The following is an 11,914-nucleotide window of genomic DNA, read 5'->3' as shown; positions in this document are numbered from 1 at the left end:
TGTATGGCCGCCCGATTGCGCTGATTCCGCTAAATCCCCAACTCCTGTGCCAGTACCGCCGCTTGGACACGGCTGCGCAGCTCCAGCTTGCCCAGCAACCGGCTGACGTGCGTCTTCACCGTCGCCTCGGCCATGTCGAGGCGGGCCGCGATGTCCGCGTTGGACAGTCCGTCGCCGAGGCACGACAGCACCTCGCGTTCGCGGCGGGTGAGGGTGTCCAGGACTGCGGGGTCGGCCCTCGTTTCCTTGACCGGGCCGGCGGCGAACTCGGCGATCAGGCGCCGGGTGACCGCCGGGGCGATCAGACCCTCGCCGCGCGCCACCGTCCGTACCGCCTCGATCAGGTCCCTCGCCTCCGTGTTCTTGAGCAGGAAGCCGGAGGCGCCCGCGCGCAGCGCCCCGAACACGTACTCGTCGAGGTCGAAGGTGGTCAGCACCAGGACGTCGGCGAGCTGTTCGGCCACCACCATCCGGGTCGCCGACACCCCGTCCAGACGCGGCATCTGAATGTCCATCAGCACCAGATCCGGCCGCAGTTCACGGGCGAGCTCCACCGCCCGCTCACCGTCCGACGCCTCGCCGACCACCTCGATGCCCGGCGCGCTGCCCAGAATGAGGACGAGCCCGGCCCGTACGGCCGACTGGTCCTCGGCGACGAGCACCCGGATCACCGCTTCGGCCTGTGTCATACGTCTTCTCCTTCGGCTTCGGCTTCGGTGAGGGGCAGTGTGGCGCGTACGGCCCAGTGGGCGCCGTCCGCTCCAGCTGTGAAGGTGCCGCCCAGCAGCGCGACCCGCTCCCGCATCCCGACCAGACCGGCGCCCGAGCCGGGGGCGCGAGGGCCGCCGAGGCCGCCGTGGTCGCCGTACGGGCTGGTCACAGCGATCCTCAGCGAACTGTCCCGCCGGGCGAGCGCCACCGTGACCCGGCCGGGCGAGGCGTGCTTGAGGGCGTTGGTCAGGGACTCCTGGACGATGCGGTACGCGGCCAGCTCGACCGGCGCGGGCAGCGCCGCGTGATCCGTGTCGGTGTCGAGCGTGACGTCGAGACCGTTGGTGCGGGCGCCGTCGACCAGTGCGCCGAGGCCGTCCAGGGTCGGGGCCGCCGCCGGTTCCAGGTCGCCGCCGCTGTCGCGCAGGATGCCGATCAGGCGGCGCATCTCGGCCAGTCCCGCCACGCTGTTCTCGCGGATGACACCGAGGGCTCGCTTGGAGGTGTCCGGGTCGTCGAGGGAGAGCGCGGCCGTGGAGTGGATCGCGATCGCGGAGAGGTGGTTGGCGACCATGTCGTGCAACTCGCGTGCCATCCGCGCCCGTTCGGAGGTCACCGCCTGGGTACGGTCGAACTCGGCGAGCAGCGCGGTCTGTTCGGCGCGCAGCCGGGCGGAGTCGGCGGCGTCGCGGTGGTTGCGCACGATCAGACCGGTGGCGGCGGGCGTGAACGTCACAAGGCCGACGACCACCCCGATCAGCAGCGCCTCCGGCACCTGCCAGACGGCGAAGGGCACGATCGCGGTCGCCACCGACAGCAGCCCCGTGATCCAGGGGATCCGGCGGGCGGTGGCGGGCGGCCCGTACAGCACGGCCGCGTACACGAGGTCGGTGAACATCACGAGGGTCGCGAGATTGCCCCGGGTGACGCAGTCAACGGTCAGTGCGGCGATACCGATCAGCAGGCCCGTACGCGGGCGGACCCGCCGGAGCAGTTCGCAGCCGGCGGTCACGACGAGCGGCAGCAGGATCGGCCAGCGCCCTTCCATCAGTACGAGCGGATCACGGGCCGTGCGGGTGCCGAGACCGACGCCCCAGATCAGCAGCCCGCCGAGCAGTCCCGCGAGCGCGATGCGCACGTCGTCGCGGTGCGGGCGGGGGAGTCGCGGAGCCATGACTCCATCCAACACGGCCCGGGTGCCGCCCGCCTGATCCCCGGGAAGGGTCCCCAACTGCATCTTTCGATGTACGGCGACTTCCTCACAGCCGACGACGAATCGGGTCCGTCCCGCCGGGAGTCTGGAAGGAGAACGGATTCCCCGGCCCCCTCGGGGGTTCTCCCGCGAGTGGTGAGCTGTGAGGAGCGAAGTCGTGATCGTCGCGTTGATCGTCGCCTGCGAGGTCGGCTTCTGGGTGCTGCTGGCGCTCGGTCTGGCCGTCCGCTACCTGCTGAAGTGGCGCCGCACCAGCGTGGCGCTGCTGCTGTGCGAGCCGCTGCTGGAACTCGTCCTGTTCACCGTCACGGCGATCGATCTGCGGGGCGGCGCCGAACCGGGCTGGGAGCACGGCCTGGCCGCGATCTACATCGGCTTCACCGTGGGATACGGCCACTACACGATCCGCTGGCTCGACGGCCACGCCGCCCACCGCCTGGCCGGCGGCCCACCCCCGCCGAAACCACCCCGCTACGGCATGGCCCGCGCCCGCCACGAGGGCCGCCTGTGGCTGCGTACGGTCGTCATGGCGGCGGTCGCGTGCGCGCTGCTCCAGGCGGCGGTCTGGTACGTCGGTGACGGGAACACCTCGTCGCTGCGGGCCACCCAGTTCGCGGCGCTCAGGATCGTCGGCATCCACGGGCTGATCGCGCTGACGTACGCGATCTGGCCGAAGAAGGCACCGGCCGGCCATGAGGAACGGCATGAGCGGCGGGAGCGGTCAGCGTTCGCCGCCCGGGACCCAAAGGACATCCCCGACCGCCTTGTTGGCCGTCCTGGCGAGGATGAAGAGCAGGTCCGATAGCCGGTTCAGGTAGGTCGCCGTGAGCGGGTTCATGACCTCGGCGTGGACCTCCAGCGCCGCCCACGTGGAGCGCTCGGCACGGCGTACGACCGTGCACGCCTGGTGGAGGAGGGCCGCGCCGGGGGTGCCGCCGGGGAGGATGAACGAGCGCAGTTTCTCCAGGTCTTCGAGGAACCGGTCGCAGTCCGCCTCCAGCTTGTCGATGTACGACTGCTCGACGCGGAGGGGCGGGAACTCCGGGTTCTCGGCCACCGGTGTCGCCAGGTCGGCGCCCACGTCGAACAGGTCGTTCTGCACCCGGGTCAGCACCTTGACGATCCCCTCCGGCAGCGCCCCGAGGGCGACGGCGGTGCCGATCACCGCGTTCGCCTCGTTGGTGTCGGCGTACGCCGAGATCCGCAGATCGGTCTTGGCGACCCTGCTCATGTCACCGAGGGCGGTGGTGCCCTGGTCGCCGGTCCTGGTGTAGATGCGCGTCAGATTGACCATGCCGTCAGCGTAGTGACGCCCACCGAGGACCGCCCAACTAGGCCGTTCGAGGCGACGAATGAGCCACGTCGGTGTGATGTCCGCCAGATGAGACGTGACGCGCATTACTTACCGGTCACAGGGCACCCTCACGACCGCTAGGGTCCGCCGAAGAGGCCCAATACACGAGGCAGACATAAACAGCGCGTCAGGGGAGTCGCACAGTGGCACGGAAGCTTGCCGTCATCGGAGCCGGCTTGATGGGTTCCGGCATTGCCCAGGTCTCCGCCCAGGCGGGCTGGGACGTCGTACTGCGCGATGTCACCGACGAAGCGCTCACCCGTGGCACCGACGGCATCAAGTCCTCGTACGACCGGTTCGTCGGCAAAGGCAAACTTGCCGCGGCCGACGCCGAGGCCGCCCTCGCGCGCATCACCGCGACCACCGACCTGGACGCGGTCGGCGACGCGGACATCGTGGTCGAGGCCGTGTTCGAAAAGCTGGAGGTCAAGCACGAGATCTTCCGCGCGCTCGACAAGATCGCGCGCGACGACGCCGTGCTCGCCTCCAACACCTCCGCGATCCCGATCACCAAGATCGCCGCCGTCACCGACCGCCCGGACCGGGTCGTCGGTACGCACTTCTTCTCGCCGGTGCCGATGATGCAGCTCTGCGAGCTGGTCCGCGGCTACAAGACGAGCGACGAAACCCTCGCCACCGCGCGGGAGTTCGCCGAGTCCGTCGGCAAGACCTGCATCGTCGTCAACCGGGATGTCGCCGGTTTCGTGACGACCCGGCTGATCTCGGCGCTCCTCGTCGAGGCGGTCAAGCTGTACGAGTCCGGGGTCGCCTCCGCCGAGGACATCGACCTCGCCTGCAAGCTCGGCTTCGGGCACGCCATGGGCCCGCTGGCCACCGCCGACCTCACCGGGGTCGACATCCTGCTGCACGCCAGCAACAACATCTACACCGAGTCCCAGGACGAGAAGTTCGCTCCTCCGGAGCTGATGCGCCGGATGGTTGACGCCGGTGACATCGGCCGGAAGAGCGGGCAGGGCTTCTACAAGCACTGAGCGGCTACAAGCACCGAGCAGCACCGAGCAGCACCGAGCAGCGCAGAACAGCACCTAGCGGTACCGCACGTAGTCAACAGGCACGGAAACCGCACGAACCCCTGGGGTGTCACCCTGTGGGGTGAATTGAGTATCGGTTCGCTCACAGACGGCAACCTGACCGCCCCTCGGGCAGTCAGACGTTGCATCACCTACCGACGCGGAGCACGACACGCACTCACGGGAGCGCATATGTACATCAGGGGCGACCACGCCGAGCTGGTCGTCGGGGGCCGCCTCGACGTCCGCAGCGCGGCGGACGCCCGTACGGTCCTGCACACGGCCGTCGACACGGGCGTCGGCGATCTGGTGCTCGACCTGTCCGGGCTGGACTCCTGGGACGCCACCGGACTCGGGGTGATCATGGGGGCCCACCGGCGATGCGGGCGGTGCGGCAGACGGCTCGTGCTGCGCGACGTACCACCGCAGATGCAGCGTTTGCTGGTGGCCACCCGGCTGCACCGGATCCTGGCGATCGAGGGCGGCATCGGGGTGGAGTCACTGCCCCGAGTGTGACGGCCACACCCCGGCTGAGCTGCTCTTCCGCCGGGGGCCCGGGGGCCATTCCCCGGAAAAGACACAGTTCGCACAATCCTCACGAGACCGTGACCTCTCGGACGGCGCGGTACCCCGGCCTGTCATGGATACTGTGCGAAGGTTTAGGGTTCGGTCGCCCGCCGCCTAAATCCCATGAGCGGGTCCGGACCAGAAGCGACAGCGCAGTGTGCGGCAAGGCCGGGAGGGGCCTGGGTCCTGTCGACCCGCACACGACGCTTTTGGGGGGCTTGAACCTTATGGACCCGAACAACCAGGGCTCCGAGGAGTACGGCCATGACGCCGACGGCACCACGCCACGGCAGCGCCCGCCTCGCGACGCCCTCACATCCGATTTCGGCCAGCACACGCCCGCGCTCGCCCGCACGGCGCAGCTCGTCTCGGGCGACTACCTGCTCACCGTCAACCCCGTCGACGGCAGCGAGATAGAGGTCTGCCCGCCCGGCGAACGGCCCGGCCGGCCCGCCAAGTTCACGGCGGCCGAGCGCGCCGAGATCACCCGCGCCGCCACGCCACCCGTACCGCCCGGACCCGCCCGGCCGGAACTGCCGCTCCTGGAGCGCGACGGCGAGCGCGAACGGCTGGTGCGGCTGCTGGCCCGTGGCCGCTCCGTACGCCTGACCGGCCCCGCCGGATCCGGCCGCACCAGGCTCCTCGACGCCGTCGCCGCCGACTGCGCGGACCTCGCCCCCGACGGAGTGGTCCGCCTCACCGGCCTCCACCGCACCTCGGCGGACCTCCTCCACGACCTCTTCCACGCCGTCTACGGCGCACCCCTGTACCGGCCGGATCCGGACGAACTGCTCGCCCTCGTCCGCGAGGTCGGCGCGGTCGTCGTCCTCGACGACGTGGAGTTCGGCGGGGCCGCGCTCGACGAACTCCTCGACGCGACCCCCGAGTGCGCCTTCCTGATCAGCGCCACCCCCGACGTGCCCGCGCCGTCCGCCGGCGCGCTGATCGAGGAACTGTTCCTCGACGGACTCGACCGGTCCGGCGGCCTGGAACTCCTGGAGCGTGCCGTCGGCCGCGTCCTCACCGAGGAGGAGGCCAACTGGGCCGGCGACCTCTGGTTCGAGTCCGAGGGCCTGCCCCTGCGGTTCGTCCAGGCCGGCGCCCTGCTCAGGCAGCGCGACGGCCAGCGCGCCACCGCCCACGCCGTCGACGAGTTCGGCGTCTTCGACGACGCACCGGCCGACACACCGCCCGCCGACGCGGGCGACGAGAACGACGTACCGCTGCCCTCGCTCGCCGAGGGTGCCGCGCCCGCGCCGCTGCTCGCGTCCCGGCTAAGCGAGTCCGCGCGGGAGACCCTGCGGTTCGCCGTCGCGCTCGGCGGCGAGGTGCCCCACCAGGCCCATCTGCCCGCGCTCGTCGGCGACACCCACGCGGACGCCGCCCTCGGCGAGCTGCTCGGGTGCGCCCTGGTCTCCGCCGTCGGCTCCCACTACCGGCTCGCGGCCGGCGTACGGACCCAGCTGGAGGCCGCCGGATACGGCGAGGACGCCCAGGACCGGGCGTTCACCGCGGCCCGGCACTACGCCTGGTGGGCCGGGCACCCGTCGGTGACCCCCGAGCGGGTCTCCGCCGAGGCCGACGCCCTGCTCGCCGCCCTCGCCGTCCTGGTCCCCGCGACCGCGCCGCCGGGGGAGGGCGAGGAAGCGGACGGGGAGAGCACGGCCGTACGGCTGGCCCGCACGGCGGCGCCCGCCTTCGCGGCCGGCCTGTACTGGAGCGCCTGGGAAACCGTCCTGCACTACGGTGCCGAGGCCGCCCGGCTCGCCGGGGACATCTCGGAACAGGCTTATTTCCGCCACGAGTTGGGCATCCTCGCGCTCTGCGGCGAACAGCTCGACATGGCCCGCGCCGAACTGGAGGCCGCGATCGGCCTGCGCGCCGCCGTCGCCGACAAGCGCGGCACGGTCGCCGGCCGCCGCGCCCTCACCCTGGTCGCCGACCGGTCCGGCGACACCCCCGGCCTCGGCTCCGGCCCGGTCCGCACGGCGGGCGAGGAGCGGCCGGACGCACGGCACGAGGAGTCGGCGTCGCCGCCCGGCGGGGTCCCGGCCGCCTTCGGCGCCACGGGCTACCCGCCGCTCAAGCCGTCGCCCCTCGGTTCCGGTTCGGCTTCCGCTTCCGGTTACGGCTACGGGGGCGGTGACTTCCCGGCCACGGTCATCGCGTCGCCGTCCGGGGGCGGCGGGGCGCACAAGGTCTCGGCCGTCAAGCGGCTCGTGGGCGGGGCCCGGCGCAACCTCGTGGCGGTCGGCGCGGGCGCCCTGCTCGCGGCCGTCCTGGGCACGGTGGTGACACTGGGCGCGACCTCGAACCACACCGACGCGCCGTCCGGTCAGGTCGGCGTGAACCCGTCCGCCAGTCCGGGCGGCGACGACGACAGCCTGGGCGCGGACAAGGCCAACAACGGCGACGGCGACAACGGCGACACCGGTACGGCCACCAGCCGGCCGACCGACCCGGGCCCCGACGGCACGATGGGCACCTCGGACGACCCGACGCCCCCGCCCACGGACGACGCGAAGCCGACGGACGAGCCCACGGGGACGAAGACGCCGGGGGGCGGGGAGACCAGCGGCGGTCCGTCGCCCAAGCCCTCGTTGACTCCGTCGTCGACACCGCCCTCCGAGACGCCCGGCTCTCCCACGCCCACTCCGACCGACCCGGGGACGTCGACACCGACAGAGACCCCGACCGGGCCGACCGAGGAACCGACGGGGACGCCGACCGCCCCGGAGACCACCAACTCGGCCAGCGGCCCCGCCACCAGCCCCATCCAGACCGAGACGGCGAGTGAATCGGCGAGCGCCCCGGCCGACGACACCGGTTCGCCGGTGATCTGACGGCGGCACGGGGAGAGCGAGCGAGGAAGGCATGCGGAAGGGGGCGGGCCCGTAGCTACGGGCCCGCCCCCTTCCGCGTACGACCGAGCCGTACGACCGAGCCGTACAGCCAAGCCGTGCGACCAAGCCGTACCAGTCTCCTGTTGGAGTGAACAGACGTCAGAACAGCCGGAGTTTGTCGTCCTCGATGCCGCGCAGCGCGTTGTAGTCCAGTACCGCGCAGCCGATGCCCCGGTCCGTGGCGAGGACCCGGGCCTGGGGCTTGATCTCCTGGGCGGCGAAGATGCCGCGGACCGGCGCGAGATGCGGGTCGCGGTTCAACAGTTCCAGATAGCGCGTGAGTTGCTCCACGCCGTCGATCTCGCCGCGCCGCTTGATCTCCACCGCGACCGTCGCGCCCTCGGAGTCACGGCACAGGATGTCCACCGGGCCGATGGCCGTCATGTACTCGCGGCGGATGAGGGTGTAGCCCTCGCCGAGGGTCTCGATGCGGTCGGCGAGGAGTTCCTGGAGGTGTGCTTCCACGCCGTCCTTGATCAGGCCGGGATCCACGCCCAGTTCGTGCGAGGAATCGTGGAGGATCTCCTCCATCGTGATGATGAGCTTCTCGCCCGCCTTGTTGATGACGGTCCAGATCCCCTCCTCTTCTCCGGCCCCCTCCTTCAACGTGCAGGGCGGAGACATCCAGTTGAGAGGCTTGTAGGCGCGGTCGTCCGCGTGGATCGAGACGCTGCCGTCAGCCTTGACCAGGATGAGGCGGGGGGCCGACGGGAGATGAGCGGTGAGCCGGCCCGCGTAGTCCACGGAACAGCGCGCAATGACGAGACGCATGGTCGGCAACGCTACTCGACGCGCGGTGTTCCACGCGATTCGCCCACCTCAGAGGTGCTTACCGGGCATCGTGGGCCGATGGAACATGCCAGGGGCAACTGTTCGTTGTTGGCTGATTGTGTGCCTACTGGGACGCTCTTGACCGGTCCTCTATCCGCGTTTTCCTGGTGCCGTCACGGTCCGTTGCCTACGGTAGTAACCGGGAGGTCGCGATGCATCTACGGAGCGTGCTCAGTTTCGCGGGCTCCCTTTCCCTGTCCGGCGACCCCTGCGACCCGGGGGTGCGAGAGGAGAACTCATGTCGCTCGACGTCTCACCGGCCCTACTCGAACAGGCCGAGCGAGGCGAGGTCGACGAAGCCGCCTTCGTCGACTGCGTCCGGAACTCCCTGCCCTACGCATGGGAGATGATCAGCTCCCTGGTGGCCCAGCTGAAGGTGGACGGCGGAGACTTCGCCGACAACCAGACGCCGCCGCCGGACGAGCAGGCACGAGGCCAGTTGCTGCGTGCGCTGGCGAGTGACGCGATACGCGGCGCCCTGCAGCGGCACTTCGGTGTGCGGCTGGCCTTCCAGAACTGCCACCGGGTGGCGGTGTTCCCGCTGGACGCGTCAGTTGACGTCAAGCTGGACCGCTTCACCTCGGTGCGCAGCCAACTGCTGAACCAGTCCCCGGAATTCCGGGACTGCTGAGGCGAGGGGCACCGGCTTGCCGCTCCGTACGCGGGAGGTGTTTCTGTACGGGGCGGCAAGCTCCCCGCGGCAGCCGGGTGCTCTCGGCGGCCAGGTGCTTTCGTAGCCGGGTGTTCAGCGCAGTTGGGCGAGCACCTCGGTCCCCAGCCGCCGTACGTTGTCCTCGGTGGCCGCGAGGTCGCCGGACCCCTCGATTAGCAGGGCGAACCGTGAGATGCCCGTCCGTTCCGAGGTCGCCGCGAGCCGGTCGGCGCACAGCCTGGGCGTGCCCACCGGGTGCAGCCCGCAGAGGAGTTCGGTGTACGCCACCGGATCCCGCATCGAACGGGCCCTGCCGTCCACCGTGACATGCGCTTCCAGCCCCTGTCGCAGCCAGCCCGGCATCGCCTTCATCAGCGTCTCGACCGCGTCCGTGCGCCGGTCCGCGATCTGGCAGACGCCCGCCGACACATGGGCGGCACCCCGGATCTCGTCCTCGTCTCGTCCGGCCGCGCGCGCCGACTGCCGCCACAGGGCGACCATCTCGGCCTTCTCCTCGTCCCCGACATGCATCCCGAGGAGCATCGGCAGTCCGCGCTCGGCGGCCAGCCGCACACTCGACGGCGAGGTGCACGCGACGACGACCTCCGGCCCCGCGGTGTCCGTCAGCGACTCCGACGGCCTTGGTACGACGGGCACTTCGCGGAAGCTGAACCGGTCGCCGCCGGCCGACACGGACGGTTCGCGCAGCCAGCGGACCAGCAGATCGAGTGATTCCGGGAACGACTTCTCGTACGCGTCGAGGCCCGTCCCGAACACCTCCAGGTCGACCCACGGCCCGCCGCGCCCCACGCCCAGCGTGAACCGCCCGCCGGACGTCACATGCAGCAGCGCGGCCTGTTCACCGAGGGCCACGGGGTGGGTGGTCGGCAGTACGCTCACCGCCGTACCGATCCGGATGCGCCGGGTGCGGCCCAGCAGCAGGGCGGCCAGGGTGGTCGCGGACGGGCAGGTGCCGTACGGCACGAAGTGGTGCTCGGCCAGCCAGACCGTGTCGAGCCCCGCCTCCTCGGCGACCTCGGCCGACCTGACCGCCCGGTGCAGCGCCTCCCCCTGGCCCTGGCCCGGGAACTGGGCCGCCAGCACAAAGCTTCCTACGCGCATTGCTCTTTCCTGCTTCCTAGGCCCCGACACGGAGCTCCCCCGCACGGCATAACCGCTCGACACGTGACGAAGTCACGGCTTGGCGGAGAGATAGGCGGATTGTCTGCAGAATCGCGCGGCCGGGCGCGGAGAGGCCGGGGTGCCGATGGCAGCTCCTGACTTACCTCTACCCCGGATCGCGCCGCGTAGGCTGGAGGGGTCAAGTGCCCCCTGAACCGCTCCGTGAGGTGTCCTGTGTCCCCGCGTCGCAACCGCCCCCAAGGCTCCGGCGACTCCTCCGGCGGCCGGCCCGCCGACGAGGACGACTCGGGCCGCTACGGCGGCTTCCAGTCCTCGGAGAGCTGGCAGGGCGAGAGCTGGAACGTCCGGCATGTGGCGGGCTCCGGTGCCCAGGGCAAGACGTACCGCTGCCCCGGCTGCGACCAGTTGATCCCGTCCGGCGTCCCGCACGTGGTCGCCTGGGCCGAGCACGCGGGTGTGGACGACCGGCGGCACTGGCACAAGGCGTGCTGGAACGCGAAGGACCGCCGCACCACGCGGGTGCAGCGGTCCCGTAACGCACCGAGGTTCTGAACTCGCCCGTCGCCCGGGGGAGTTCACACATCCGGGTGAATCACACGTCCCGGCGGTCCAGCAGCACGAAGGCGCCCGCGATGGCCGCCGCGGTCACCCCGGCGAGCAGACCGAGCTGAGCGCCACCGCCGGCGCCGCCGCTGCCGTCCTCGCCGCCCAGCCCGAAGATCTTGGCGAGGGCGCTGGGCGCGTTGTACTCCATCATCTTCTCGGCGATCGTCCGCATGCCCTCGGACAGCATCAGGAACCCGGGCAGGATCGCCGGCACCAGGACCAGCCCCAGCATCGCCGTGATCGCGCCCGCCGAGTGCCGCAGCATCGAGCCGACCGCGAGGGCGAGCACCCCGAGCAGCGAGACGTACAGCGCGCCCATGACGACCGAGCCGCCCCACGCCTCGCCGCCGTCTCCGGTGTGCATCGACTCGGTCACCAGGCCGACGAAACCGATCGCGAACGCGGACACCACGAACGCGACCGCGAAGAAGATGATCAGCTTCGCGGCGAGCACCCGATGGCGCTGCGGCGAGGCGGTGAACGTCGTACGGATCATGCCCGTGCCGTACTCCGAGGAGACGACCAGCACGCCCAGCGTGATCAGGCAGATCTGCCCGAGGACCAGCCCGAAGAACGCGGGGATCGTGTACGGCACCTTCCCGAAGTCCTCGGTGGTCGTCTGCGCGGCGACCAGCATGCCGATGCCGATGACGAGCAGCAGGAACACCCCGAGCGTCCAGATCGTGGAGCGCACCGACCTGATCTTCGTCCACTCGGAGGCGAGGGCATGACCGAGGTGCGTGCGCGTGATCGGGATCGGCGAGGTGTAAGGGGCGTACGAGGTGCCGGGCGCCGCCGCCTGCCAGTCGGGCGCGGCCTGTGGTGCCGACTGCTGCGTCGGGGGCTGCTGGGGCGTGCTCATCGGGCGTCCTCGGGCTTGGTCAGGGCGGGGGCGCCCGGCAC

General features: G+C 71.1%; 12 protein-coding genes. 6 read left to right on the top strand and 6 right to left on the bottom strand.

Going from position 1 to position 11,914, the window contains the following annotated elements; translation table 11 throughout:
* Positions 1 to 29 precede the first annotated feature (29 nt).
* Complete coding sequence (locus AOK08_RS12865; protein ID WP_055525675.1) at positions 30 to 671, bottom strand: response regulator; 642 nt, start codon at positions 669 to 671, stop codon at positions 30 to 32.
* A gap of 14 nt (positions 672 to 685) precedes the next feature.
* A complete protein-coding gene (locus tag AOK08_RS12860; protein WP_055525652.1) occupies positions 686 to 1,885 on the bottom strand; it encodes a sensor histidine kinase in 1,200 nt (399 codons plus the stop codon).
* Between the two features lie 196 nt (positions 1,886 to 2,081).
* On the opposite strand from AOK08_RS12860, the gene AOK08_RS12855 reads away from it, so the two are divergent.
* A complete protein-coding gene (locus tag AOK08_RS12855; protein WP_055525651.1) occupies positions 2,082 to 2,729 on the top strand; it encodes a hypothetical protein in 648 nt (215 codons plus the stop codon).
* Here AOK08_RS12855 and AOK08_RS12850 read toward each other — a convergent pair.
* Positions 2,646 to 3,218 (bottom strand): cob(I)yrinic acid a,c-diamide adenosyltransferase, encoded by a 573-nt coding sequence (locus tag AOK08_RS12850; RefSeq protein ID WP_055525650.1) that lies wholly within the window; start codon positions 3,216 to 3,218, stop codon positions 2,646 to 2,648. The two genes, AOK08_RS12855 and AOK08_RS12850, sit on opposite strands and share 84 nt — an antisense overlap.
* A gap of 203 nt (positions 3,219 to 3,421) precedes the next feature.
* Between AOK08_RS12850 and AOK08_RS12845 the strand changes: the two genes are divergently transcribed.
* The 3 genes from AOK08_RS12845 (at position 3,422) to AOK08_RS12835 (ending at position 7,719) form a co-directional block, all read left to right on the top strand.
* Entirely contained in the window at positions 3,422 to 4,270 is an 849-nt protein-coding gene (locus AOK08_RS12845) for a 3-hydroxyacyl-CoA dehydrogenase family protein (protein ID WP_055525649.1), read from the top strand.
* A gap of 231 nt (positions 4,271 to 4,501) precedes the next feature.
* On the top strand, positions 4,502 to 4,825 hold the full coding sequence (locus tag AOK08_RS12840) for an STAS domain-containing protein (protein ID WP_055525648.1): 324 nt from the start codon (positions 4,502 to 4,504) through the stop codon (positions 4,823 to 4,825).
* 278 nt (positions 4,826 to 5,103) lie between these two features.
* On the top strand, positions 5,104 to 7,719 hold the full coding sequence (locus AOK08_RS12835; RefSeq protein ID WP_055525647.1) for an ATP-binding protein: 2,616 nt from the start codon (positions 5,104 to 5,106) through the stop codon (positions 7,717 to 7,719).
* A gap of 159 nt (positions 7,720 to 7,878) precedes the next feature.
* Here the strand turns inward: AOK08_RS12835 and nucS are convergent, their stop codons facing one another.
* Positions 7,879 to 8,550 carry an endonuclease NucS gene (gene nucS / locus AOK08_RS12830; RefSeq protein WP_055525646.1) on the bottom strand — a complete coding sequence of 224 codons (672 nt, stop codon included), beginning with the start codon at positions 8,548 to 8,550 and terminating at the stop codon, positions 7,879 to 7,881.
* A 298-nt stretch (positions 8,551 to 8,848) separates the two neighbouring features.
* Between nucS and AOK08_RS12825 the strand changes: the two genes are divergently transcribed.
* Complete coding sequence (locus AOK08_RS12825; protein WP_055525645.1) at positions 8,849 to 9,241, top strand: SCO5389 family protein; 393 nt, start codon at positions 8,849 to 8,851, stop codon at positions 9,239 to 9,241.
* 114 nt (positions 9,242 to 9,355) lie between these two features.
* On the opposite strand, the gene AOK08_RS12820 is transcribed toward AOK08_RS12825, so the two are convergent.
* The gene (locus AOK08_RS12820; RefSeq protein WP_055525644.1) at positions 9,356 to 10,384 is read right to left on the bottom strand and encodes an LLM class flavin-dependent oxidoreductase; all 1,029 of its coding nucleotides are present in this window, start codon (positions 10,382 to 10,384) and stop codon (positions 9,356 to 9,358) included.
* 234 nt (positions 10,385 to 10,618) lie between these two features.
* Here AOK08_RS12820 and AOK08_RS12815 point away from each other — a divergent pair, with 234 nt between their 5' ends.
* Positions 10,619 to 10,957 (top strand): hypothetical protein, encoded by a 339-nt coding sequence (locus AOK08_RS12815; protein WP_055525643.1) that lies wholly within the window; start codon positions 10,619 to 10,621, stop codon positions 10,955 to 10,957.
* Between the two features lie 40 nt (positions 10,958 to 10,997).
* On the opposite strand, the gene AOK08_RS12810 is transcribed toward AOK08_RS12815, so the two are convergent.
* Positions 10,998 to 11,873: an ABC transporter permease gene (locus AOK08_RS12810; protein ID WP_055525642.1), complete on the bottom strand. Its 876-nt coding sequence runs from the start codon at positions 11,871 to 11,873 to the stop codon at positions 10,998 to 11,000.
* Positions 11,874 to 11,914 lie beyond the last annotated feature (41 nt).

The organism is Streptomyces graminilatus, from assembly GCF_001418565.1.
GTDB classification, from domain to species: Bacteria; Actinomycetota; Actinomycetes; order Streptomycetales; family Streptomycetaceae; genus Streptomyces; species Streptomyces graminilatus.
The sequence above is the reverse complement of the archived record's forward strand: the minus strand, read 5'-3'. Positions and strand labels throughout refer to the sequence as shown.

Bases quoted from the DNA above. Each gene is read 5' to 3' on its own strand.
- AOK08_RS12840 (WP_055525648.1), top strand. From the start codon at position 4,502: ATGTACATCAGGGGCGACCACGCCGAGCTGGTCGTCGGGGGCCGCCTC.
- AOK08_RS12810 (WP_055525642.1), bottom strand. From the start codon at position 11,873: ATGAGCACGCCCCAGCAGCCCCCGACGCAGCAGTCGGCACCACAGGCC.
- AOK08_RS12835 (WP_055525647.1), top strand. From the start codon at position 5,104: ATGGACCCGAACAACCAGGGCTCCGAGGAGTACGGCCATGACGCCGAC.
- AOK08_RS12825 (WP_055525645.1), top strand. From the start codon at position 8,849: ATGTCGCTCGACGTCTCACCGGCCCTACTCGAACAGGCCGAGCGAGGC.
- AOK08_RS12860 (WP_055525652.1), bottom strand. From the start codon at position 1,885: ATGGCTCCGCGACTCCCCCGCCCGCACCGCGACGACGTGCGCATCGCG.
- AOK08_RS12820 (WP_055525644.1), bottom strand. From the start codon at position 10,384: ATGCGCGTAGGAAGCTTTGTGCTGGCGGCCCAGTTCCCGGGCCAGGGC.
- nucS (WP_055525646.1), bottom strand. From the start codon at position 8,550: ATGCGTCTCGTCATTGCGCGCTGTTCCGTGGACTACGCGGGCCGGCTC.
- AOK08_RS12850 (WP_055525650.1), bottom strand. From the start codon at position 3,218: ATGGTCAATCTGACGCGCATCTACACCAGGACCGGCGACCAGGGCACC.